This is a genomic window from Nostoc parmelioides FACHB-3921, from assembly GCF_014696625.1.
Taxonomy (GTDB): domain Bacteria; phylum Cyanobacteriota; class Cyanobacteriia; order Cyanobacteriales; family Nostocaceae; genus Trichormus; species Trichormus parmelioides.
The window spans coordinates 37,215-61,236 of record NZ_JACJQL010000025.1 but is presented as its reverse complement, the minus strand read 5'-3'; the positions used below and the strand labels follow the sequence as shown (position 1 = coordinate 61,236).

Annotated in this window: 17 protein-coding genes and 1 tRNA gene; 8 read left to right on the top strand and 10 right to left on the bottom strand. The window is 42.0% G+C overall.

The genetic code is table 11. The features are described from left to right. Positions 1-27: 27 nt before the first annotated feature. Both H6G14_RS17220 and H6G14_RS17215 read left to right on the top strand, forming a co-directional pair. Positions 28-2,004 (top strand): AMP-dependent synthetase/ligase, encoded by a 1,977-nt coding sequence (locus tag H6G14_RS17220; protein WP_190568565.1) that lies wholly within the window; start codon positions 28-30, stop codon positions 2,002-2,004. 42 nt (positions 2,005-2,046) lie between these two features. After that, positions 2,047-2,499 carry a YlqD family protein gene (locus H6G14_RS17215; protein WP_011319907.1) on the top strand — a complete coding sequence of 151 codons (453 nt, stop codon included), beginning with the start codon at positions 2,047-2,049 and terminating at the stop codon, positions 2,497-2,499. A gap of 56 nt (positions 2,500-2,555) precedes the next feature. On the opposite strand, the gene H6G14_RS17210 is transcribed toward H6G14_RS17215, so the two are convergent. Continuing rightward, a complete protein-coding gene (locus H6G14_RS17210; RefSeq protein ID WP_190568564.1) occupies positions 2,556-3,080 on the bottom strand; it encodes a hypothetical protein in 525 nt (174 codons plus the stop codon). 332 nt (positions 3,081-3,412) lie between these two features. On the opposite strand from H6G14_RS17210, the gene H6G14_RS17205 reads away from it, so the two are divergent. The 3 genes from H6G14_RS17205 (at position 3,413) to H6G14_RS17195 (ending at position 7,509) form a co-directional block, all read left to right on the top strand. Further along, positions 3,413-4,705 carry a dihydrolipoamide acetyltransferase family protein gene (locus H6G14_RS17205; RefSeq protein ID WP_190568563.1) on the top strand — a complete coding sequence of 431 codons (1,293 nt, stop codon included), beginning with the start codon at positions 3,413-3,415 and terminating at the stop codon, positions 4,703-4,705. A gap of 198 nt (positions 4,706-4,903) precedes the next feature. Then, complete coding sequence (locus H6G14_RS17200) at positions 4,904-5,602, top strand: tetratricopeptide repeat protein (protein ID WP_190568562.1); 699 nt, start codon at positions 4,904-4,906, stop codon at positions 5,600-5,602. A 248-nt stretch (positions 5,603-5,850) separates the two neighbouring features. After that, positions 5,851-7,509: a DUF1565 domain-containing protein gene (locus H6G14_RS17195; RefSeq protein ID WP_190568561.1), complete on the top strand. Its 1,659-nt coding sequence runs from the start codon at positions 5,851-5,853 to the stop codon at positions 7,507-7,509. Between the two features lie 388 nt (positions 7,510-7,897). Here the strand turns inward: H6G14_RS17195 and H6G14_RS17190 are convergent, their stop codons facing one another. Beyond that, complete coding sequence (locus H6G14_RS17190) at positions 7,898-8,164, bottom strand: DUF3493 domain-containing protein (RefSeq protein ID WP_190568560.1); 267 nt, start codon at positions 8,162-8,164, stop codon at positions 7,898-7,900. Between the two features lie 33 nt (positions 8,165-8,197). On the opposite strand from H6G14_RS17190, the gene H6G14_RS17185 reads away from it, so the two are divergent. Then, a tRNA-Thr gene (locus H6G14_RS17185) sits at positions 8,198-8,269 on the top strand. A gap of 72 nt (positions 8,270-8,341) precedes the next feature. Here the strand turns inward: H6G14_RS17185 and H6G14_RS17180 are convergent. The 6 genes from H6G14_RS17180 to H6G14_RS17155 all read right to left on the bottom strand — a co-directional run bounded on the left by H6G14_RS17180 (position 8,342) and on the right by H6G14_RS17155 (position 16,411). Further along, positions 8,342-9,289, bottom strand: coding sequence for an AvaI/BsoBI family type II restriction endonuclease (locus H6G14_RS17180; RefSeq protein WP_190568559.1), 948 nt, complete (start codon positions 9,287-9,289; stop codon positions 8,342-8,344). Then, entirely contained in the window at positions 9,289-10,737 is a 1,449-nt protein-coding gene (locus tag H6G14_RS17175) for a site-specific DNA-methyltransferase (RefSeq protein WP_190568558.1), read from the bottom strand. The genes H6G14_RS17180 and H6G14_RS17175 overlap by 1 nt, the downstream gene beginning before the upstream one ends. Positions 10,738-10,946: 209 nt before the next feature. Further along, positions 10,947-11,987, bottom strand: coding sequence for a M42 family metallopeptidase (locus H6G14_RS17170; RefSeq protein ID WP_190568557.1), 1,041 nt, complete (start codon positions 11,985-11,987; stop codon positions 10,947-10,949). Positions 11,988-12,167: 180 nt separating this feature from the next. Beyond that, positions 12,168-13,214 (bottom strand): SGNH/GDSL hydrolase family protein, encoded by a 1,047-nt coding sequence (locus H6G14_RS17165; protein WP_190568556.1) that lies wholly within the window; start codon positions 13,212-13,214, stop codon positions 12,168-12,170. 872 nt (positions 13,215-14,086) lie between these two features. Further along, on the bottom strand, positions 14,087-15,427 hold the full coding sequence (locus H6G14_RS17160) for an S-layer homology domain-containing protein (protein ID WP_190568555.1): 1,341 nt from the start codon (positions 15,425-15,427) through the stop codon (positions 14,087-14,089). A gap of 135 nt (positions 15,428-15,562) precedes the next feature. Beyond that, on the bottom strand, positions 15,563-16,411 hold the full coding sequence (locus H6G14_RS17155) for an LPS biosynthesis glycosyltransferase (RefSeq protein ID WP_190568554.1): 849 nt from the start codon (positions 16,409-16,411) through the stop codon (positions 15,563-15,565). A 364-nt stretch (positions 16,412-16,775) separates the two neighbouring features. Here H6G14_RS17155 and mutS point away from each other — a divergent pair, with 364 nt between their 5' ends. Then, the gene (gene mutS / locus H6G14_RS17150; protein ID WP_190568553.1) at positions 16,776-19,340 is read left to right on the top strand and encodes a DNA mismatch repair protein MutS; all 2,565 of its coding nucleotides are present in this window, start codon (positions 16,776-16,778) and stop codon (positions 19,338-19,340) included. 12 nt (positions 19,341-19,352) lie between these two features. Here mutS and H6G14_RS17145 read toward each other — a convergent pair whose 3' ends face one another. Next, a complete protein-coding gene (locus tag H6G14_RS17145; RefSeq protein ID WP_190568552.1) occupies positions 19,353-20,048 on the bottom strand; it encodes a Crp/Fnr family transcriptional regulator in 696 nt (231 codons plus the stop codon). A 260-nt stretch (positions 20,049-20,308) separates the two neighbouring features. Here H6G14_RS17145 and hcp point away from each other — a divergent pair, with 260 nt between their 5' ends. Continuing rightward, a complete protein-coding gene (hcp, locus tag H6G14_RS17140; protein WP_190568551.1) occupies positions 20,309-21,943 on the top strand; it encodes a hydroxylamine reductase in 1,635 nt (544 codons plus the stop codon). 102 nt (positions 21,944-22,045) lie between these two features. Here hcp and ftsH2 read toward each other — a convergent pair whose 3' ends face one another. Beyond that, entirely contained in the window at positions 22,046-23,932 is a 1,887-nt protein-coding gene (gene ftsH2, locus H6G14_RS17135; RefSeq protein WP_190568550.1) for an ATP-dependent zinc metalloprotease FtsH2, read from the bottom strand. Between the last annotated feature and the right edge of the window lie 90 nt (positions 23,933-24,022).

Here is a 24,022-nt window from a genome sequence, read left to right as displayed (position 1 = left end):
CAATTTATTCCATTTGAGGTGTGCTTTATGACGAACAGTCAACCAGGATATTCATTACTATCCGATATTACAAAGGAACAAAGCAAAGAAATACAACGCTTAGTAGATTATACAAATGTAGATTCGTTACCGGAAATTTGGCCGATAGCTGCGAAGAAATTTGGTGAGACTTTAGCTCTTTACAATCCCCATGCGAAACCGGAAGTAAAGATTACTTATCAACAACTAGCAGAAAAAATCCAGCTATTTGCGTCGGGATTACAAGCATTGGGAGTTCAAGCAGGCGATCGCATCTCCTTGATAGCCGATAATAGTCCTCGGTGGTTCATTGCCGATCAAGGAATTATGACAGCCGGTGCAGTGGATGCGGTGCGTAGTTCCCAAGCCGAAAAGGAAGAATTACTTTATATTGTCGCTCATAGTGGCAGCACAGCTTTAGTAGTCGAAGATTTAAAGACCTTCAATAAACTGCAAGATAGACTCCACGACTTACCAATTCAAGTGGTAGTCATACTTACCGACGAAACACCACCGACAGAACAACGCCTTAAGGTATTGAATTTTCCTCAGTTAATCGAAGTTGGCACAAACCATGCTTTTGTTCCAGTCAAACGGAAACGCGACGAACTGGCGACATTAATTTATACTTCTGGAACCACGGGAAAACCCAAGGGCGTAATGCTCAGTTATAGCAATCTTTTACATCAAGTCACAACGTTCCGAGTTGTAGTGCAACCCAAAGTAAGTGATACTGCTCTCAGCATTTTACCCAGTTGGCACAGCTATGAACGGACTGTGGAATATTATTTATTATCTCAAGGTTGCACACAAATCTATACCAATTTACGCTCAGTCAAAACCGACTTGAAGCAATATAAACCCAACTACATGGTTGCTGTCCCGCGCCTGTGGGAATCGATTTATGAAGGAGTGCAGAAACAGTTCCGCGAACAACCAGCAAACAAACAACGGCTGATTAAGTTTTTATTGGGCATGAGTGAAAAATATATCAAAGCCCAAAGAATTGCTCAAGGTACAAGTTTAGATCATCTCCATGCTTCATCGTTGGAACGATTAATCGCTAGGGTACTAGAACTTGCTTTTCTACCCTTCCATGTTTTAGGACAAAAGTTAGTGTATGGCAAAGTCAAGGAAGCAACAGGAGGAAGATTTAAACAAGTAATTAGCGGTGGCGGTGCTTTACCAAAACACATCGATACCTTTTTTGAAATTATCGGCGTGCAGATTTTGCAAGGTTATGGTTTAACCGAAACATCCCCAGTTACTAATGTGCGCCGTCCCTGGCGTAATTTTATCGGGACATCCGGACAACCAATTCCCGGCACAGAAGTTAAAATCGTAGACCCTGAGACTCGCCAGCCTTTACCTGTTGGAAAACGAGGCTTGGTGTTATTGAAAGGGCCACAAGTCATGCAAGGCTATTACCAAAACCCAGAAGCGACAGCAAAAGCCATTGATCCTCAAGGTTGGTTTGATAGCGGTGACTTGGGTTGGGTAACGCCAGATAACGAACTTGTGTTAACTGGCAGGGCAAAAGATACGATTGTTTTGTCCAATGGGGAAAATATCGAACCGCAACCCATCGAGGATGCGTGTTTGCGATCGCCCTATATCGACCAAATTATGCTTGTTGGACAAGACCAGCGTAGCATCGGTGCTTTAATTGTCCCCAACGTGGAAGCTTTGGCAAAGTGGGCAGAAAGCCAGAGTCTTGTTTTGAGTGTAGAGGATGATAATTTAACCTCCTCATCCAGTCAAAAAATTAACCTGGAGAGTAAAATAATCCAGGGTTTATTCCGGCAAGAATTGAATCGGGAAGTGCAGAACCGTCCTGGTTATCGCCCAGATGACCGTGTGGGGCCGTTTAAACTGATTCTGGAGCCATTTTCCATCGAAAACGGCTTGATGACACAAACGCTGAAAATCCGGCGACACGTTGTCACAGAACGCTACCGCGATATTATCAACGCCATGTTTGCCTGATAATTCCACACTACAAACTACTTAGAGTGAACGGGAAATTTTATGACAGATGTCTCCAATCCTCAATTGCTTTTGAAGCGCGTTGTTAATGTAAAAGTTATTGTCACCCCCCTCTGGAAAGAGGAAGTGCAACAGCAATTGCAAGCACAAATTAACCAAATTGACCAGCAACTACAACAATTGGATTTAGAAGGACAAAGAGCGATCGCTGCTATTCAAAAGCAAAGTCTCCAGCCACCAGGGCCCCAAACCCTGCAACAAATTGACAATATTCAACTCCAAGTCAATCAAAAGAAAAGCGAACTTCTAGAACAAAAAAATCAAATGCTGCAAAACCTCCAGCAAGTACAATTGCTTGAGTTAGACCAAGAAGTCAATCAATTCCAAATGGAAGGTTTCTTCCGTGTGGAACGGGGAGACAACTTGATTAGCAAAATGCAGGTAGAAATAGTCATCCGCGATGGTGTTGTAGAAGATATTCGTGGCGACATTTAAACGTTGCGGATTCTGAGTTTTAACTAGAAATTCCTCACACCACACTATTAACTCGTTCAATCACAACGTTGAGTTAAGTTACCTAAGGGTTGGTTACCATTTCCACATGATATTTGGGAACCAACCCAAACTATTTGCCATACCGGAGGTGAACTGGCAAATAGCGATCGCCCGAAAGTGTTCATCTCTAACCGATATTTGATTTCTCCAGATGTATCTTTGCTTTTTGAGACTTGTGTAACCGTGACTAAAGCTTGATTATGTTGAGGATAAGCTACCTCTACCTTTCGCTTACCACTGGCTACGGTCAAGTCATCTAAAAAATTGAGAGCTAAAGTTTTAGGGTCACTACCTTGTAGTGGAGAATTGATCCCCGATAATGGTATATTTTTATATTGAATACGTTCTGGATCATGTAAAACTTCCTGAGAATTTTTCACAACTGATAATTGCTGTGGTGTGCTACTGCTATTATCTACAATCAATGTATGATCTTGGTACTGATGAAGATAAACACCAGCACCAGCAGTAGCAAAAATACTAAGCAGCAAAATCAAAAACAATTTCAATTTTCCCGACATAGAATTAAACAAGTATTTCAACAACAGTAATTCTGAATTTAGGGTTCTAAATTGAAGTTAAACTTCCACACCCTATCATCTACCTTGAGATAGCATCTGTATCATGCTGATGAGTTATCAGCAACACAAATATACATATCTTGGATAGACCTGAAGTTGGTTTTGAAGTTCCAGGTAATAGGTAATGGGTAATGGGTAATAGAGACTACCAGATAATTATTCCAATTACCAATTACCAATTCCCAATTACTCAAAAACCCTCGTACCAAGATACAATTCGATCTGGCAAAAGCTGTTAAATTCCTTAAACCCATTGATTCTGAAACCACCCTATGAGCATTCACGAAATCTTCATGCCGGCGCTGAGTTCCACCATGACCGAAGGCAAAATTGTCTCCTGGGTGAAATCGCCAGGCGATAAAGTGGAAAAAGGCGAAACAGTGGTGGTTGTCGAGTCAGACAAAGCAGATATGGATGTAGAAACCTTCTACGAAGGGTATCTCGCTCATATCATTGTAGAAGCTGGTGATAGCGCACCTGTAGGAGCGGCGATCGCTTACGTAGCAGAAACCGAAGCTGAAATCGAAGCCGCCAAGTCTTTAGGCACTTCTGGTGGCGCTGCGGCTACTCCTAGCGCCGCCCCTGAACCAGTCGCAGCCACCGCCGCCGTAGGTGTACCATCTGCATTACAAAATGGCTCCAACCACCGCGAGGGAAGGCTTGTAGCTTCACCCCGCGCCCGCAAGTTGGCAAAAGAACTGAAAGTTGATTTGACCAATCTCAAAGGTAGTGGCCCTTACGGTCGCATTGTGGCCGACGATATAGAAGCTGCTGTTGGTAAAGTCAAGCAACCAGCCAATACACCGACTGCACCTACACCCACCTTTACCCCAGCCCCAGTCACAGCAACCAGGACTCCAGCACCAGCGCCTGCACCAGTAGCGTCTACACCTGGGCAAGTAGTACCATTTAACACCCTACAAAATGCCGTCATTCGTAACATGGTGGCGAGTCTAGATGTACCCGTGTTCCGTGTGGGTTACACAATTACTACTGATGGCTTAGACAAACTTTACAAACAAATTAAATCCAAAGGTGTAACCATGACAGCGCTACTGGCGAAAGCTGTAGCGGTGACATTACAAAAACACCCACTATTAAATGCCAGCTATTCAGATCAAGGTCTTGTTTACCATCGTGACATCAATATTGCGGTAGCTGTAGCGATGGATGGTGGTGGTTTAATTACACCAGTATTAAAAAATGCCGACAAGATAGATATCTACTCCCTATCACGTACTTGGAAATCTCTAGTAGACAAAGCTAGAAGCAAACAACTACAACCAGATGAATACAGTGGTGGTAACTTTACCCTGTCAAACTTGGGGATGTTTGGTGTAGATACATTTGATGCCATTTTACCCCCAGGACAAGGTTCAATTTTAGCGATCGGCGCATCTCGTCCCCGGTTGGTAGCCACAGGCGATGGTTCGTTCGCTATCAAACAACAAATGCAGGTAAATATTACATCTGATCACCGAATTATTTACGGTGCTGATGCTGCCGCATTCTTACAAGATTTAGCCAAGTTAATCGAAACTGACGCTCAATCTTTGACCCTATAAGGGTGTAAGGGGTGTAATACCGTTTCTTAATCATGTAGAGACGTTGCATACAAAGTCTCTACATGATTTATTTGGTGCAACATCACAGAGAATTGGTATAAAGGTGAATTTCTTTGCCTTCTCACCCCTATGACCCATACCCCTATACCCCCAGCCTCGGTTTATCATGGATCAGAGCATGATAGAGAGATTGGGGCGATGAAGCAAAAAAGCCAGATGGAAACAAGATTTGTTAAACCTCTTAGCTGTCTAACGCTGAGTATCATTACAACCATTGGTATATTGCCTCCCGCAACAGCACAGGAAACTTCCCCAGCGAAATCAGCCTGTGAGCAAGCTTTAAGCAACGCAGAACAAAAACCGCGAACCAAACAAGTACAAAAACTGGCACAGTTTGCAGATCCCCAACAAGAGCGATCGCAAATGATTCAACAAGCTAATGCGCTGTTTAGTCAAGGTGATTTACCAGGTGCAGAAGTAAACCTGTGTAAATTCCTGAAAAAATACTCAGATGATGCTTTTGGACACTTTCAATTAGGTAATGTATTTTTCCGTGGGAAAAAAATAGAAGCTGCAATCAGTGCCTATCAAGAAGCTATTCGCCTCAGATCCCGGTATGCCGTGGCTTACAATGCGCTGGGCATAGTTTATGCTAGTCAGAGTCGCTGGAGTGAGGCGATCGCCCAATATCAAAAAGCTTTGGAAATTAATCCCGATTACGGCGATGCACTCACTAATGTCGCCTTAGCGTTGTGGCAAACAAATAAAAAAGATGAAGCACTGGCTTCTTTAGAAAAAGCTTTAAATATTTTCAAAAAACAGAATAGAAACGAAAAAGCTAACCAAGTCGAACAATTATTGCAGAGAATCAAAAACTCTGATGATAATCTTTCATAACTTTGGACAACGGATATAGGGATAAGAATAAAGAGCAATTCAATTCTTATACCCTCACACCCCTACACCCCTACACCCGCCACAAGTTAAATTTTCCACCTTAATAAGGAAAATTTATGTAATTTCTTGCGAAACATAGCTGCTGATTTGCTAGTCATCCGGTATAGTTTGGCAGGGGTTTCTAGCTAGATATCTGCTAAATAACCCCATTTAACCAATTAACAATCAGCAAATCACAGAAGCAAAAAATGACACATCAGGGGTTTAACTTTTCTTCATTAAGAAATTTATGCTCGGTTTTATCCTTACCAACTGGAATCACAGCCTTATTAGTTGCTTCTAGCGGGTTCATGCTAGTACCTAGTCTGGTTAATGCTAGTGCTGCGCCAACGTTGACAGCGCAGGTTCCCACGACAGCGCCAGTAATTTATGTCAACCCAACAACTGGTGCAGATACAGCTAGCGGTGGTACTACAGCCGCAACACCCTATAAAACAATCACCTTTGCGCTCAATCAAGCCCAACCAGGGACGATTATTCAATTAGCACCAGGAAACTATAGCAGAGAAACTGGGGAACAATTTCCCTTGATTCTCAAGCCAGGGGTAACGCTACAAGGTGATGAATCTGCTAGAGGTCAAGGTGTCTTGATTACAGGTGGTGGTTTCTATACTAGCCGTACCTTTGCCAGACAAGATATTACCATTTTGGCGAATAACGATACCACGATCGCCGGCATTACCGCCACCAACCCCAATCAACGTGGTACTGCTGTGTGGGTAGAATCCAGCAATCCCACCATTAGAAACAATACTTTTACCAATAGTGTTAGGGAAGGCGTTTTTGTTACCGGTACAGGAAACCCCAAAATTCAAGGTAATATTTTTATCCAAAACAAGGGTAATGGAATTTCTGTCGCCAGATCAGCTCAAGGAGAGATTAGCAATAACTTATTCCAAGATACTGGTTTTGGGATTGCGATCGGCGGTACTTCTACGCCTTTAGTAGCAGAAAACCAAATTGTACAGAACCAAGACGGTCTATACATCTCCGAAACAGCCAAGCCTATTTTGCGTAAGAATGTCATTCAAAACAATAAACGGGATGGCATAGTAGCAACCGTTAATGCTCAACCAGACCTTGGTACTAGTGAAAATCCTGGTGGTAATTTAATCCGTAGTAACGGTCGTTATGATGTGAACAACGCCACCAAAACAGTCCGCATTTTGGCTGTGGGTAACGATATTGACCAGAAAAAGATTTTTGGTCAGGTCGATTTCGTCGCTGCTGCTGTTGAACCACCACCTTCTGGTCAAGGTACAGGCTTTACGGACGTAGCCACGAATTACTGGGCAAAAGGTTACATTGAAGCCTTAGCTTCCCAAAATATTATTGCTGGTTTTCCTGACGGCACTTTTAGACCCAATGAGCCTGTCACCCGCGCCCAATTTGCCACTATTGTCACCAAAGCCTTAACACCGCAAGCTAAACGCAACGCCATTGATTTCCGAGATGTTAGCCGAAATTTTTGGGCTTATGCAGCCATTCAAGCTGCATACCGGAGTCAATTTGTCTCCGGTTATCCTGATGGCACATTCAAACCACAGCAGGAAATTCCCAGAGTCCAAGCATTAGTATCTTTAGCTAATGGACTAGGCTTAACTGCTAACAATCAAAATGTCATCTCTATCTATTCTGATGCTGGTCAAATTCCTGGTTATGCTGTTGGGCCAGTTGCAGCTGCTACCACCAGGCAATTAGTGATCAACTATCCCACAGTTAGTCAACTCAATCCTAATCGTCCAGCTACTAGAGCAGAAATTGCTGCCTTTGTTTACCAAGCATTAGTCAATGCTGGACGCGCACAACCACTGCCATCGTCTTACCTAGTTCAAGTTCCCCAATAAGAAAGTAAGATAAGAGGCGGTTATTAAACATTTCAAGCGCCAGACAAGTATATTCTTGGTCTGGCGCTTGAAATAGCGTGTTTTTTTAACTTGGGGGTCATTAAATTAATTCAACCCCATTCAATGTGATGTGTCTATTTTCAGGGTCTTTATATTCGCTGACCCCGTTTGAACAACTACAAGTCTCTCAGAAAATTTATTAATTCTTGATTTCATAATATTTTTTTTATTTTTTCTTTCTTTGTATTTTGTCATGTATAAAAATATAAATTGCTATTAATAAATATTACGCTTAATAAAGCTTTGAAACCGCTACATTTTTAAACTTAATAAGTATAAGTACTTATTAAGTAATAGTAGAACCTTTAGTGCAAAACTATTGCATTGCTTATAGCTTTTGGCGGCTTTGTTCCCAACGCCAGAAAAAAATCATCAGCGCCACAACTCCTATTTGCAGAGCGAAGTTAGGTAAAGCAGTTTCCACATCTCGCCCAGCCAGTATCTGAAAAAAGAAGATAAGTGCCCCAATAAAGCCCGAAGCACCAAAACCAATATAGAGAAGTTGCCGTAAGCCACGATATGGGGCTGCCATTTCTGCTTTCAGGCGGGCATATTGTTCAGGATTCAAACGCTTTTTGGGATTAGGTTCCACCATAAGTAAATAATGCTATAATCTCTTATCGTATATGCCGATGTGGCTCAGTGGTAGAGCAGCTGATTCGTAATCAGCAGGCCGTGGGTTCAAATCCCATCATCGGCTTAGGTTTCAGGAAATCATATTCTTGTCTTGACTAATTCTTGTGTACAGTGACAAATAATTAGTCACTGTACGTCAAAGTTGAATAAACCAAGCGCATAAAGAGGCAACTTGGTCAGGCTGAGTGAGGTTTGCTGCATTAGTAAGAATGCCAGAATTTAGTTGATGCCAAATTTCTTCTGCCATGCTTTTTTCTATAGCAGATCCCACAAAAAAAGTATATGGCTGAAGACTGTGCTGATCAAATGCTGTTCTGATTCTGGCTAAAGCACTGTTCGCTGTTTTCCAATGTTCGTCTGCTCCTGCTGGGTCAATACCGCCCTTTAATTCACCTAGAGCTATGTAGATATCTGGGTTTGAAATTATATTCTTTTCAATTTCATTTTGTCTGCAACCAAACAAACAAATATCAATATTTTTCCGCACAATCGGAACATTTACATTATAAATAAAAGTCCTATTCCTACCCTCCAAGTTCCAACTTAATCCCCTAAGACGTAATTCAATGTCTGTATCATCATCAGGTTGATTAAGCCAAGTTTTGCTGTTTTTATCTAGCCATTTATAAGAGGTATTCGATAGAGTTAGTGCAGAAATAATATATCTTGCAAATTTACGTTCAGCAAGTATACCACCAACATTTCGCATTGATCCACCAAGTGTATCTCCACGCGTAAGTAGGAAACGGTAAACTAGTTCTTCTACAAAGTTTTCTCCAGCAGGCTCTAGGAAGTTTTGAATTAAACCTTCTATTGCATCGACTTTATCTTGTTCTTGAAGGTGTCCAGCAGCTTTATCTGATACCCCAGAGGCAGCTAGTAGAGTAGGTCTAATATCCCTCATTTGTAAAAGGTCTTGAGGCCTTTCAATTTGGCTTACTCGGATCTTTAATGCTCTTGCCTGCTCAACAAATGGTGTTGCTTTTCGATTTCTTTCTAAAGCTAAAGCAACAAATCCTGCTCTGACTTCTTGATATGGAGTCACAAGATCATCATTGCTTTGAAGATGATATTGATATGGCACTAGGGTTTTCTCCAAACATACACACATTTGCGAAGTGTCTTTCTTCCATGTATCCCCATTTGTTGGCTACTGTTACCTTTGCCAGTAGGTAAGACAAGAATTCTCTCCACATTAAAACCAATTTTTTCTGCAATATTAGAAAGAATTAAATCAACCGAAATATCAATACCTGCATAGCGAACATTATCATTTACCATAAATAAAGGTGAGCCATTTTTTAAAACTCTAAAGCATTCTATAATAACGCAAGCCATTTCGTAGAAATATCCTTTTATCATACGAGGAATACCGTTATTATTAAGTTTTTTTCTTTCAAGCTCTCGCTCAAGAAAGCGCAAGATACTTTGTAACAATTCTTGTTGATCAAGTATACGTAATGCTTCTTGCCAATTGTGAATGAGAGACTTTTCTTTGTTTTCAACAGTACAACTCAGCATATCTTGCCTAAGTTGTACTATATCTCTTTCTCCCACACCTAATAGAGCTAATTCTAGAGCGTATGTACGTGTATAGTCATAACGATTACAATAGGGTGGAGAAGTAATGATACAGTCGTAAAAATCTTGCTCAAATTCAGGCAGAATTTTAAGACATGAAGCATTAAATAAATTAATTTCACTTCTTTGAGTCCCATAACAAAATAATGTATTACTTATCACGTCAAAGGAATCATTCAAAATTAATTTTATTTGCCCAGTAATTGCTTCATCGAAATCCAGAATTTTACCTTTATCAAATTTATCTGATCCCCCTTTCCTAAATGCTCTTTTATCCCAACGTAGATACTGTCCATCTTTACGGGTATAGCTGATAGATTCAAGAATACATAGTAAAGAAAAACGGAGAACTTGTTTCACAAAAATATTCTCTTTTTCTATAGAAAATAAAAATCTTTCTATTGATGCTTCTGTTTCAGGAGGATAAGCTCCGTCAGTAATTCTTAAACGATTAAGATATTTTCTATTATTATGCTGATTCCAAGGTTTTTGTTTGTACCATTCAATCAATCTCAAAAAATCTTCTCGACGGAATTGTCGCTGGATTATTTTCCTTACTTCAATAATCTCTTGACCAATAGGTAACACTTCTATTCCATCTGCTTGAATACCGGCATCACTACAGGCAAATAGCATTGTTCCTGCTCCTGCGAAGGGGTCAAGAATCCTCTCAAATGATTTTTTCTCGTACTCAAATATTAACTGATTGACCAAATCAACTGAAAAAGCTTCTTTATATTTAAACCAGCGATACTGAGGTTTTGACTTATTAGCTTGAAAACTAACTATTTTTCGACTTAAACTTTCATGCAATCGCATCTTATCTCTAAAGCGTTGCTCAAGCGCTTTATTGAATCGAAAAATTTCTTGTACAAAGAAATCACTCTCTTGATCAAGATCAGTCGGGTCAGTCTTTATTTCTGTTGGGCTCTCAAGCTCAAATGAAGTCATTTTATATTTTTCTTGTAATAAAGAGGTAACCTAAGATTCTATCAGTACAAAGCACTATCGTCTATCACTTAAGATTTGAACCCTATTTTTTATAGACTAATTGACAACAGTTAAAACCTGATCATACTTTGTTATACTCCTACAGTGATCAAGTTAAATATTGAATACATTCTTTCTATGATTTATTGTAAAAAATAATATTATTTTCCCTAAAACTCAGTTTCACAAAAAGCCTTCAATAAATTAATACAGTTAGAAATTGCACCTAAATGAGCAATTTCATAACCGTGGGTGTTTTGGGTAGGAAATGCCAAACAAGCAGCACGTCCCACATGACCAAATTTCATTGCAATTGACGCATCACTACCAAAGCCACTTAAGGTAGTTAGTTGTACAGGCATATCTAATTGCTTGGCACATTGGCGCAACTGTCCGTTTAATCCCTCATCATATATCCCATAGGCATCCTGAACTAAAAGTACGGGATTTTCACTATCTTTAACAGGATATTCTTCAGATATGGGACAAATTTCTAAGGCGATTAAGGCATCTAATTGCTGATTTTGCGTGAAGAATAACGCCCCAATTGCGCCTACTTCTTCTTTAGCCGATGCTACTAAATAAACATCAATTGCTGGCTGTTTTAATTGTTGAACTAAAGCCAACAAAATCGCTACTGATGCTTTGTTATCTAATGTATAACTAGCAATGTGATCCTGTAGTCTCACGGGACGTTTGCGATGTTTGCCAATTACCATTCTTGTCCCTGGACGAATCCCAGCAGCCTCTAATTCCTCGGTAGTGCGTTTGGTTTCAATCCAGGCGTTTTCCCATTTAACGGCTGTGTCTTCTTGTTGGACTTTCTGCGGTGATTCGTGGGAAACGTGGCGGGAACCAAAACTGAGAATACCGCTAATGGTTTCGTTGTCTCCTAATAAATCAACGACACCCTCACCATAAACCCAAGGGTAAGCACCGCCAAGCTTGCGGACTTCCACTTTTCCTGTATCACCGATATTTTTGACGATCGCCCCTATTTCGTCTTTGTGGGCTGTGATGGCTACTGCTCGCTCAGAATTCTTCCCCGGAATTTTGGCTATGATATTATCTGCGCGATCGCTCCAAACCTCTACACCAAGCGCCGCAAATTTTTGTAGCAAAAGTTGATTAATTTCGGCTTCTGCGCCACTGGGCGAATGGTGCATAACTAATTCTTCGATATTTTCAAATAATTCGTTGTAATTCCACATTAATGCTTTTATTTAATCTCCATATCAGCTATATCCAATTATATTCAATATATTGTAGGACAAGCGTGTTTAAACTAGAACTACATAACTATTTTTGTATATCTATTCTTGAAAAGAATCGCTCATTCACGTAAATGAATGAGCAAGAGATGGCTAATGATTTAGCAGTAACATTCGTTACTAAATTGAAGATTTAATTGATTTTCTCTGTAAGCTTTTGATGCTGCTCATTGCACCCAATGCACCCAGGAATAATATACCAACTGTAGTTGAAGACTCAGGAGTTGTCGCCGCTAAGACTGATTCTGCTACTAATTGATGACCATCAGTTGTTGGGTGAACATCATCCCAGAAAAAATATTGGCTGGGGTTGTTACGACAATTAAGAAACTGAGACAGACAAGAATTAGTTACATTTTCAAAACCAAATTCGCTTGGAGTATCAAGCACACGATTAACTAAAGAATAAATATCAATTTCAATGATATTTACTTGTTGGTTTTTCCGAATTTCGTCTAGATTTTTGGCTAAGTTTGAGTTGAAATCTAGAGTTGCTTGAGTCAGCATTGCAGGATTGCGACCATTTGTTCCCGATGCTGGAATCTTACCTAAATCCGGCAAGTTGAATACTAAAATATTTTTTGCACCTATTGCCGCTAGGTTACTTACAGCTTGGGAAATATTCGTGTAGGGTTGGGGTCTATTGGGATCACTGGACTGAGGAGGAAAGAGGTAGTCATTTGCACCACCAGATACAGTATAGAGCGCATTAGGATCAAGGCTTTGTTGATTAACCTGTAGTAATGCTTGAAAAGCAGATACTTGCTCTAAAACTCCAGGTAAAGGGAAACCAAAAGAGTTACCTTGACCGGAATTAGCACCACCGATAGCGAAGTTAATACCTTGTGTGGGAAAGGGTGTAGTCAGAGGACGGCTAACATTTAAATCAGGAAGTAGATTAGTGATGGGCGTGGGTGTTAAACCTAACTTGTTTCCTACATAATCTACCCATATTGAACCATTAGAAAAACGCCCTGGCTCATACGGCGGGCTGGGAGGAACAGCATTTAATGGATCAACTAACCCACCGGAAAGCTGAAATGTATTACCTGTATCAGATAGGCTATCGCCAAATACGTAAATCCCGGTAAAATTTGCAGCCGAAGCTTTTAGCGGCGACATTAAGGAGAGTGTAATCAAACTTGCCCCGATGAATTTAGTTTTCATTTTTAGTGAAATAATGGAATGTTATTGTTGAGCTTGTTTGATAAAGTTACAACAAACGATGCTGTTAACTAAATGATTAGGCGTTGCATAAATGCGGGATGAATTGGGACTTTTGTACAAAGCAGAATATTGATTCTTTGCGTCTACCCTGCGGGTTCCGCTTTAGGGGTATGCGCCTACCCTGCGGGAACGCCAAGGGCGAATGCGTGAGACAAAAATCATCCCACTAATCAGCAACGCCCTAAATGATTAACCTTTTTAACACCCTGTACAGCATTGCTAATCTTAGCTAAGTAACTTTACATAGCTAACTATAAGATATCAAGAAAAATTAGCTAAAAATATCAAGATTTTAAGTGAATTTTCGTAATCAGATTAATTGGCAATGTAAGCCAATGACCAACGATCGCTAGCAGACCATCGCATTTCCTAAGCTGCCTTTACTTTAACTTGCACATCTTTTCATGTTGGCGGTTGACAGTTAACCATCAACCGTCAACCGTCAACTGTCAACAAACCAAGCGTCAAGTCGCTTCGCTCCAATTCAAAATTAAAAATTCGTCTTGAAAAGTTTCCTACGGCGGGAAACCCCTCCGGGTTCACCAGTTGCCTACGGAGGGAAACCCTCCTACAGCAATGGATTCACCGCCTACAGAACTTTCCGCAAAATTCAAAATTAAAGACAATTAGTGGGAGCTTGGACTCGCCACTACTTGGACTCGCCACTAATTGTAGACCACCAAATCATTCGCGCAGCGTCTCGTAGAGAAGATTATGGTGGGGGCTTGTACCCAAAATTATTAAATTCAAAAAAATTCTTCTTCCTACGTGAATTTTGAATTTTGCATTTTGAATTCAAAAAAGGTCATAGCTTACTGCGTAGTTGTTTGTTTTAACTTGAGTGCATCAACAGCCGATATACCCTCACCCTGACTGCCGAAATACCACAAAGCACCAGCAGCTTCAGCGCGAGTCACTGGTTTTTTGGGTTGAAACAGTGTTGTATAACCAAATATGCGGCGAATATTCGCCTGTTCACCATTTTGAAAATCCGCTAAAACTGCCCTTAAAGCTTTGGGGTCAATTTTCCCTACATCTTGGAAACCCCACGTTTCTTTCACCGCTTCTAAATTGGCATTGGGTAAAGCTTGACGGGTGTCTAGGGGAACTTTCCACAAAATCAACTGTTCCCTAGTCAAGGGTGCATCAGGACGGAACAAAACTGCTGTCGCATCTCCCGATAAGGGGCTAGGAATTAAACCAGCTTCGGCTAATCCTTGAATGGCTGGAAAGTCAGCATCTTGAGACGACACATCAGTAAATGCTGCTTGTGTACTTTCCCCAGCCAAGCGAATCTGCTTCGCTGAATTATTGGCATACATAGCGTTATTGGCATTGACTAACCAACGAGCATATTCTCGCCGGGTAATGATTTTACCGGGTTCAAATTGGTTGGCGGGATTATTATTATTCTTATTCGTTGAAGATGCAGAACTAAAAACGCCCAACGCAGCTAAATCTTGAATATATTGGCGCAGTTGTTGAGGTGCTTTATTTATATCGTTAAATTCTGATGCGACTGTTGGAGTAGTGGAATTATCTTTCGCCCAATTCGTCGGTGGTACTGGGCCGATAAACTGGGTATTACCTGCCGTGGGAATATTGGATGCTGCTGTGGCGGTGCTATTGGGGACGTACTCAATCTTGATTGATGTTGCTGTTTGGGGTTGATTGGCTGCGGCGTTCGTTACCGATTTGGGTTGAATCGACACATTTACCAGCAAATCGTTCCGACGTGCAGCAAAAGTTCCCTCCACATCATCAGTTGGCTGTTGTAAAATCTGCCAATTGTTGGTCTGGAACTGATTACGATAAAAACTACTAATAAAATTGCTGGGGTCTGGACTCAGCCAACGAGTTGATACGCGTTTTTCTGAACCACTGGCGGGGGTAATTTCCTGTAATTGAGCATTTTGATATAAAGGTATATCTTGGGGGAAATCCGCAGGTAATTGGACTGAGGGTTGATTTTGCTCTGGCTGGGGTTCACCCTCCTTAGTTTCCCCAAAGATCACTTGATTAGTTTGCAATCTCGGATCTGCTGCCAAAGACTGTTCTAGGTTTTTGGCAGTTGGAGTGTTTGCACAGGCTGTTAATGAAGTCAACAAAACAGCCAAGCTCAAGACTAAAGTTGGTCGTTTACAAGGAAGCACAGGAAATCACAAATCGCGCGTCAATTTCTACCCTAGCGCAGAGTATCACCTCTAAACTAAGTTGGGCAAAAATTATGTCATTAGTCATTAGTGAACAGGATTTTTGACTATGGACTATTGACTTTTGACTCTTGACTACAGCCTCAAGGACAATTGTCGCAATAAAGCAAATCTAATTAATCTCAAGGGAGTTGTAGAACCTTGGATGACTGGCGGACGTAAAAAGCGCCCTACTGCCAAACGGGCAATTCCTTTGAGGCGCGCTTGCAATCTCACTTTCAGAAATTTCCATGTTCCACCTTGTTCGCCAAGGGCATACAACGGCGTAAAGGCAAGTTTACCGTAGAGGATATCGGCGTGATGAACGTTACCCAGATTGTTTTGTCGATGTTCTGGGTTGGGTAAACCTCCATGTTCCCCATAATTGCGCCAAGGAATATAATTTTTCAGCTTACGTTGGAGGAGAAATTTATCAATATCGGAATCCCAAGTTGAGTATTTAGTAGCTCCTATTTTTTCTGTGATTTCATCAGCTAGTTCTAATAAATAAGTAGCACTTTGCGAATTTACAATATAAGCAACGGCGGAAGTGGAAAAACCTTGAGCATAGCCTTCTGGTGAAACATGATAAACCTGGGGCGCACAAGTGTAAAGCCAACTAATACCAACATCAGTTTGATGAGGATTATAAGGTAAAGGTAACTTACCAAAACCAACGACTGGCACAAAATCTGCTTCAACAATGAGTGTTGGCTTCTCAGTTTGTATAGCTTTTCCCCAGGCGCTTCTATGATTTAGTAAACAGAGATAACTACGAGAAAAATTCTGATATTCTGGCTGACTTTCTTGGCGGAGAACTTGGTAATTGAATCCCTCTTTAGTTAAGGTTGCTTCTAACTGTTCAGTTGATTCTTTATGAGCAATAATCAACACCTGCTCAATGTAGTTAATCAGGGAATTATTAACCGTTTCTTGTTTATCCATACTTTTAATAAAACTCATTAACTAGAATCTGGTTTCAGAGTGATTTAGGGTTTCTTGCTGCGGAATGCTACGGGAACAATGTATATCGGCGGCTAATTTTCACTAAAATCTCACGCCACATTTTAGCCTAATCATGGTAGTGGTAGCACGTTTATCATATTTCTCGTTTGATTGAGATATATCTTATTAAGTATGGAGATTACAAGTTATATTTTTTACCGATTATTTATGATTAACTACTTGATACTCATTACTCAGGAGGGGGAAAGCATAAAAAAATCTTGAGCGATCGCCCCTCAATTTAGCACAGCACGTTATCATCAGGTATTGTGGCTTCTCTGTGCGTAACTTCCAGCATCTATCTATGACCGCTTCTGACATTCAGCCGACGGAACCCCATATTCCCCCCACTCCTCACGCCGACACTCGACTGGTAGACCGCACTAAGCTGAGTAAGATGTATCAGCATTATGTTGAGGTTAAAGATAAGTATCCTCATGCGTTGTTGTTGTACCGGGTGGGTGATTTCTTTGAAACGTTTTTTCAAGATGCTGTCACCGTAGCTAGAGAATTAGAATTAGTCCTCACAAGTAAACACGGTGGCGAAGTTGGACGGGTAGCCATGACTGGTGTTCCTCACCACGCTTGGGAACGCTACACTACCCAATTGGTGGAAAAGGGTTATGCTGTGGTGATTTGCGACCAAGTAGAAGATGCTTCGGAGGCTGTGGGTTTGGTGCGGCGGGAAGTGACGCGCATCCTGACTCCTGGCACTTTGTTAGAAGAGGGAATGTTAAAATCAAGTCGCAATAATTACTTGGCGGCTGTGGTAATTACGAGTAATCATTGGGGGCTAGCCTATGCAGACATCTCCACAGGGGAATTTCTGACGACTCAAGATAGTGATTTAGAACGGTTAACCCAGGAATTGATGCGGTTGCAACCTTCGGAAGTACTAGTTCCCACCAACGCCCCAGATTTAGGTACTTTGCTGCGTCCGGGGGAGACTTCGCCGCACCTTCCAGAATGTTTACCACCATCATTTTGTTATAGCTTGCGATCGCAACAACCCTTTTCCCAGGCCGAAGCTAGAAGTACATTATTGCAGAGATTTAAGGTGCGATCGCTGGAAGGTTTGGGTTGTGACCATCTCCCCTTGGCTGTACGCGCGGCTGGTGGGTTATTGGAATATGTGGAAGATACGCAAAAAGCTGGACAAGTATCCCTGCAAAGACTCCGCACCTATACCATTACCGATTATCTAATTGTTGATAATCAAACTCGCCGTAATTTGGAAATTACCCAAACAGTCCGTGATGGTACTTTTCACGGTTCCTTACTATGGGCATTAGATAAAACTAGCACGGCGATGGGTAGTCGGGCTTTGCGGCGATGGTTGTTACAACCCCTACTCGATATTAAAGGGATTAATTCACGCCAAGACACCATCCAAGAACTAGTCACAAATACTCGACTAAGGCAAGATTTGCGGCATTTGTTACGGCAAATTTACGACCTCGAAAGGTTAACGGGTCGGGCTAGTTCAGGGACTGCAAATGCCAGAGATTTAGTGGCTTTAGCTGATTCCCTCTCCCGCTTACCAGAGTTAGCCAACTTAGTCATTGATGCCCATTCGCCTTTCCTCAAGGCTTTGCAAAAAGTACCGCCAATTTTAGAAGAACTGGCACAAAAAATACACGCTCATCTAGTAGAATCACCACCCTTACATCTCAAAGAAGGGGGCTTGATTCGTCCTGGTGTCAATCCTTTATTGGATGAAAGAAAAGCGACCGTCGAAGCAGACCACCAATGGATTGCTAATTTAGAAGTGGATGAAAGGGCGAGAACTGGAATCCCTTTACTGAAGGTGGGATTTAACGAAACCTTTGGCTATTACATTAGTATTTCCCGCGCCAAAGCTGACCAAGTACCCGCCAATTACATCCGCAAGCAAACCCTGAAAAATGAGGAACGTTACATCACCCCGGAATTGAAGGAACGGGAAGCCAGGATTCTCACAGCACGGGATGATTTACATAAATTGGAATATGAGGTTTTTGTCACCTTACGGGAAGAAGTAGGAGAACAGGCGGAAGCCATTCGCCACCTTTCCCGCGCCGTAGCCGCCGCCGATGTGCTGTGTGGTTTAGCTGAGTTGGCGGTGTATCAAGGTTATTGTCGTCCCGAAATGGTGCATGGACGAGAGATAGCAATTATCGATGGTCGCCATCCGGTAGTGGAACAATCCTTACCTGCGGGCTTCTTTGTACCAAATTCCACGCAGTTGGGGAGTGGGGAAGAAACCCACCAACTTCCTGACTTAATTATTCTGACTGGGCCAAATGCCAGTGGTAAAAGTTGTTACCTGCGTCAAGTGGGTTTAATTCAATTAATGGCGCAGATTGGCAGTTTTGTTCCGGCTAAATCTGCTAGGTTGGGAGTATGCGATCGCATTTTTACCCGTGTTGGTGCAGTGGATGATTTAGCCACAGGTCAATCTACATTTATGGTGGAGATGAATGAGACAGCAAATATTCTCAATCATGCCACATCTAGATCCCTAGTTTTATTAGATGAAATTGGTAGAGGAACCGCTACTTTTGACGGTCTTTCCATCGCTTGGGCGGTTGCAGAATATATCGCTACCGACATTCGTTCCCGGACAATTTTTGCCACTCACTACCATGAATTAAACGAACTGGCGGGAATGTTACCCAATGTGGCTAACTATCAAGTGACAGTGAAAGAATTACCAGACCAAATTATCTTTCTGCACCAAGTCCAACCAGGAGGCGCTGACAAGTCCTACGGTATTGAAGCGGGAAGGTTAGCGGGTTTACCAACCGTAGTCATTCAACGGGCGAAACAAGTCATGGGGCAAATTGAAAAACATAGTAAGATTGCGATGGGATTGCAAAATTTGGATTAAGCCACCCTTCTTTCATTTTTTATTTTGTAAATTAATCAACCGATCGCGATCGCATAATCTCACAGTTGTCCCTTCCATCTCGATAATTTTTTCTTGAGCGAGTTTGTATAAAGCACGGGAAAGAGTTTCGGGAATTGTTCCTAATAAAGCCGCAAGCTGTCCTTTGGGTAAATCTAGCTCGACGACATCCGCATTACCCAAGCGCTTACTCAAATTTAATAAGTAGTTGGCTAATCGTTGCGGTACTTCCTGAAAAGACAGAGTATCAACTAAGTGTGTTAATTTGCGTAAGTGTCGAGCCAAAGTTCCTAAAATTGCCAGTGCCAATGTAGGATGTTGTTGCAACACCATCAAAAATGATGATCTAGGAATAAACACCACCTGGGAATTTTCCAGCGCTGCGGCTGAAGCAGGATAATTTCCCCCATCGAAAGCTGGTACTTCCGCAAAATATTCTTCAGCGCCGAATATGTGGAAAATTTGTTCTTTACCGCCATTCGCTACCTTAAAAATCTTCACCCTACCAGACTTAACAATAAAAAACCCCGTTCCCTCATCACCTTCCCAGAATATAATTTCCCCTTTTTTATAAGTTTGCACAATAGCAATATTCGCCAGTGCTTGCAATTGTTCATCTGATAAATCCCGAAAAATCGGCGTTTTCTGTAAAAATTGTTTAACTTCTAAAATACGTTCCGTAACAGTCATAGATAAAATTTCTCTTTCGGTTATGTAAAAAAATGAACAACAGCAGACGACTCATCCCAATTCTCCATAAACACACACTTAATTCCAAATACCTAACGACATAACAAATCATCCTCAAAAAACCTGAGCGCCCCTCCGCGTTAAAAATTTCTTCTCCTCCTCCCTCCTTCACTGAACTTTACAAATACTCTTGACTTAGATCAAGGAATTACTCTATCCAAAGAAATACTCTGGAAGCATAAAGATTTGAGAGAAGATTTATGTTCTGTAACCAGTGTGAACAAACTACCCGTGGCGATGTCTGTCATCAGTGGGGAGCCTGCGGTAAAAGTCCAGAAGTTGATGCTTTACAAGATTTACTAGTCCATTGTTTACGCGGACTCTCCCAGGTAGCGCTACAAGCAAAATCTCTAGGAATTAGCAGCCGGGAGACAGATGAGTTTACCTGTGAGATGCTCTTCTCTACACTCACAAACGTCAACTTTTCCACATCTGATTTTATTAGCTTTGTCAATCGCGCGATCGCTTTACGTGAAAGTCTGAAGTTACAAATTCAAGCCACAGGTAACGCCGTCATTCAGTCAGCGATTAACTTCTTTCAACCTGCTAGCGACACCCAAAAACAAATTCAGCAAGGAAAAGACCTTGAATTTGAATTTATCAGCCAATCTGCTAAAAATGTTGATATTTTCTCACTCAAGCTCACCGTATTATATGGACTTAAGGGTGTTGCTGCTTATGCCTTCCATGCCTTAGAACTCGACCAGCACGATGAAAGCTTATACATATTTTTCCACGAAGTTTTAGCAAATCTTGATGCCCAAGACAAGAGTTTACAAGACTGGCTCGATTTAACTTTGAAAGTTGGGCAAATGAACCTGAAAGCAATGGAATTGCTGGATGCTGGTAATACCGAAACCTTTGGACATCCTACCCCAACAATTGTTCCCCTTGGTCATACCGTAGGTAAAGCCATCCTTGTCTCAGGACATGATTTACTCGCCTTAAAAGCCGTCCTTCAACAAACAGCCGGAACCGGAATTAAAGTATATACTCACGGCGAACTCCTCCCCGCACATGGCTATCCCAAGCTAAAACAGACTTATCCTCACCTTTACGGACACTACGGTACAGCATGGCAAAATCAAACCCATGAATTTGAACGCTTTCCTGGTGCGATCGCTATGACTACTAATTGTCTCATGCCGCCCCATGAAACTTACAAAGACAAGGTGTTTACTTTGGGGCCTGTGGGTTATCCTGGTTTGCAACATATCAGCATCCACGACATTTCCCCGATTATCCAAAAAGCATTAGAACTCCCAGGTTTTACCGAAGATAGCGAACAAAAAACAGTAACTACAGGTTTCGCTAGAAATGCAGTTTTAGGCGTAGCCGATACTGTAATTAATGCTGTCAAACAAGGGGATATCCGCCACTTCTTCCTAGTTGGTGGTTGTGATGGCGCGAAACCGGGACGCAATTACTACAGTGATTTGGTAGAAAAAATCCCCAATGATTGTGTAGTCTTAACTTTGGGTTGTGGCAAATTCCGCTTCTTTGATCAGAATTTGGGTGATATCGGGGGGATTCCTCGCTTACTCGACCTCGGACAATGTAACGATGCTTACTCAGCCATTCAGATTGCTGTGGCTTTAGCCAATGCTTTTGAAGTTAATGTGAATCAACTACCAATATCGATGATACTGTCTTGGTATGAACAAAAGGCGATCGCTGTTCTCCTAACACTGTTGTACTTGGGTATCCAAAACATTCGCATTGGCCCCACACTCCCAGCTTTCCTTACTCCCAATGTTGTGAAGTTGCTCTCAGAAACATTCAATCTCCAACTCATCACTACACCAGAACAAGATTTGGCGGTATGTCTAGGTTAATATCCTGGGGGTTTGGTAATTGGTAATGGTGAAAGACAATTAACACAAAAAAAAGGGGATGATTTGTATCATCCCCTGCTATTTGCTGATAAAACTTAAAACTTACAGTTGCGGTACAAATTGCTGCTTATCGGGTACATCAGTGTACTCAGCTACAATTTGCCGAAACTCGTCGCCGTCAATGGTTTCTTTTTCAATCAGCAGGTCAACGATGCGATCTGTAACGGTGCGATGTTCACGCATAATCTTCTTAGCGTTTTCATAGCATTCGTCAACAATCAAACGGACTTGAGAGTCAATTCTTGCCGCAATTGATTCGGAATAATCTGATCTGGTCATCCAGTCACGACCTAAGAAGACTTCGCCTTGCTGACTTTCCAAAGACAAGGGGCCTAAATCAGACATACCAAATCTTGTCACCATTTGCCGTGCCATTCCTGACACCTGTTGCAAGTCTCCGCCTGCACCGGTGGTAACTTCCGCAGAACCAAAAATGATTTCTTCGGCTGCACGACCACCCAAAGCGCCAGTGATTCTGGCTTTGAGTTGAGAACGAGAAATTAAACCTTGTTCTTCGTTGGGAGTAAACCAAGTCAAACCTTGGGCTTGTCCTCTAGGAATCAGGGTGACTTTTTGCACTGGGTCATGGTCTTTTAATAAAGTACCTACCAAGGCGTGTCCTACTTCGTGGTAAGCAATTAAGCGCTTGCTCTTGCTATCTACGAGGGGAGTTCCTTCCATCCCCGCGACGACTCTATCAACAGCGTCATCAATTTCGCTGAGGGTAATACCTTCTTTGCGTCTTCTGGCGGTGAGAATAGCGGCTTCGTTGAGCAAGTTGGCTAAATCTGCGCCTGTGAATCCAGGGGTACGACGGGCGATCGCTTCCAGTGATACACTCGGATCTAATTTCTTATTCCGGGCGTGGACTTGCAGAACTTCCAAGCGTCCTTTAATATCTGGAGCATCAACGGTTACTTGTCTGTCAAAACGACCAGGACGTAACAACGCCGCATCTAATACGTCGGGACGGTTGGTAGCAGCAATAATAATGATGCCTGTATTACCTTCAAAACCATCCATCTCTGTGAGTAACTGGTTGAGAGTTTGTTCTCTCTCGTCGTTACCGCCGCCAATACCTGCACCCCGTTGTCTACCAACTGCGTCGATTTCATCGATGAAGATGATACAGGGAGCGTTATCTTTAGCTTTCTTAAATAAGTCACGCACGCGGGAAGCACCCACACCCACGAACATTTCCACGAATTCCGAACCGGAAATGCTAAAGAATGGTACACCAGCTTCCCCAGCGATCGCTTTTGCTAGTAAAGTTTTACCAGTTCCTGGAGGCCCTACTAACAGTACACCTTTGGGAATCCGCGCACCCACAGCCGTAAATCTTTCTGGCTGTTTGAGGAATGTCACAACTTCTTGTAATTCTTCCTTCGCTTCTTCGATACCAGCTACATCGTCAAACTTCACCCCAGTTTTGGCTTCCATTTGGAAACGGGCTTTGGATTTGCCAAAGTTCATGGCTTGACCAGGCCCACCAGGAAGGTTGTTAGAACGACGGAACAAAAAGAACAATCCAGTAATCAATAAGATGGGAAACACTAGATTGCCCAACAATCCCCAAATAGCGCCATCATTACGTGCTGGATGAGCATCAAAACTTACTTTCTTTTCTTTAAGTTTGCTGATTAACTCAGGAGCGCTAACTGGCAAATCCACCCGCCAACGTTGGACACGGTTTTCGATATCTTGATCCTGGGCTTCCACAATAGCTGTTCTGCCGCCTTCGTATAAGTCAACGCTGGTAACACGTCCAGCATCTACATATTCCAGAAAGCGACCGTAAGTCATGCGAGTGTTAGCTGCATTCTTGCTCATGTCCGCAGGAGCGCCAGCAAACGTCCCTTGCCAAAAGAAAAAACCAATTACCAAAGCTGGCAATGTCCAGAGTACTAGGACTCTCCAAGAGAATTTCATTTTTAATTTGCCTCTAGATGCCAATTACGATTATTCATTTCTAGCAACTGGAGTTACTAGACGGTTGTACAACGGATGTTTATAAATCCA

What these genes read in the sequence shown, in the direction of transcription:
- ftsH2 (WP_190568550.1), bottom strand. Translation starts at nt 23,932, where the DNA reads ATGAAATTCTCTTGGAGAGTCCTAGTACTCTGGACATTGCCAGCTTTG.
- H6G14_RS17145 (WP_190568552.1), bottom strand. Translation starts at nt 20,048, where the DNA reads ATGACTGTTACGGAACGTATTTTAGAAGTTAAACAATTTTTACAGAAA.
- H6G14_RS17210 (WP_190568564.1), bottom strand. Translation starts at nt 3,080, where the DNA reads ATGTCGGGAAAATTGAAATTGTTTTTGATTTTGCTGCTTAGTATTTTT.
- H6G14_RS17220 (WP_190568565.1), top strand. Translation starts at nt 28, where the DNA reads ATGACGAACAGTCAACCAGGATATTCATTACTATCCGATATTACAAAG.
- hcp (WP_190568551.1), top strand. Translation starts at nt 20,309, where the DNA reads ATGTTCTGTAACCAGTGTGAACAAACTACCCGTGGCGATGTCTGTCAT.
- H6G14_RS17195 (WP_190568561.1), top strand. Translation starts at nt 5,851, where the DNA reads ATGACACATCAGGGGTTTAACTTTTCTTCATTAAGAAATTTATGCTCG.
- H6G14_RS17205 (WP_190568563.1), top strand. Translation starts at nt 3,413, where the DNA reads ATGAGCATTCACGAAATCTTCATGCCGGCGCTGAGTTCCACCATGACC.
- H6G14_RS17165 (WP_190568556.1), bottom strand. Translation starts at nt 13,214, where the DNA reads ATGAAAACTAAATTCATCGGGGCAAGTTTGATTACACTCTCCTTAATG.
- H6G14_RS17190 (WP_190568560.1), bottom strand. Translation starts at nt 8,164, where the DNA reads ATGGTGGAACCTAATCCCAAAAAGCGTTTGAATCCTGAACAATATGCC.
- mutS (WP_190568553.1), top strand. Translation starts at nt 16,776, where the DNA reads ATGACCGCTTCTGACATTCAGCCGACGGAACCCCATATTCCCCCCACT.
- H6G14_RS17170 (WP_190568557.1), bottom strand. Translation starts at nt 11,987, where the DNA reads ATGTGGAATTACAACGAATTATTTGAAAATATCGAAGAATTAGTTATG.
- H6G14_RS17155 (WP_190568554.1), bottom strand. Translation starts at nt 16,411, where the DNA reads ATGGATAAACAAGAAACGGTTAATAATTCCCTGATTAACTACATTGAG.
- H6G14_RS17215 (WP_011319907.1), top strand. Translation starts at nt 2,047, where the DNA reads ATGACAGATGTCTCCAATCCTCAATTGCTTTTGAAGCGCGTTGTTAAT.
- H6G14_RS17175 (WP_190568558.1), bottom strand. Translation starts at nt 10,737, where the DNA reads ATGACTTCATTTGAGCTTGAGAGCCCAACAGAAATAAAGACTGACCCG.
- H6G14_RS17200 (WP_190568562.1), top strand. Translation starts at nt 4,904, where the DNA reads ATGAAGCAAAAAAGCCAGATGGAAACAAGATTTGTTAAACCTCTTAGC.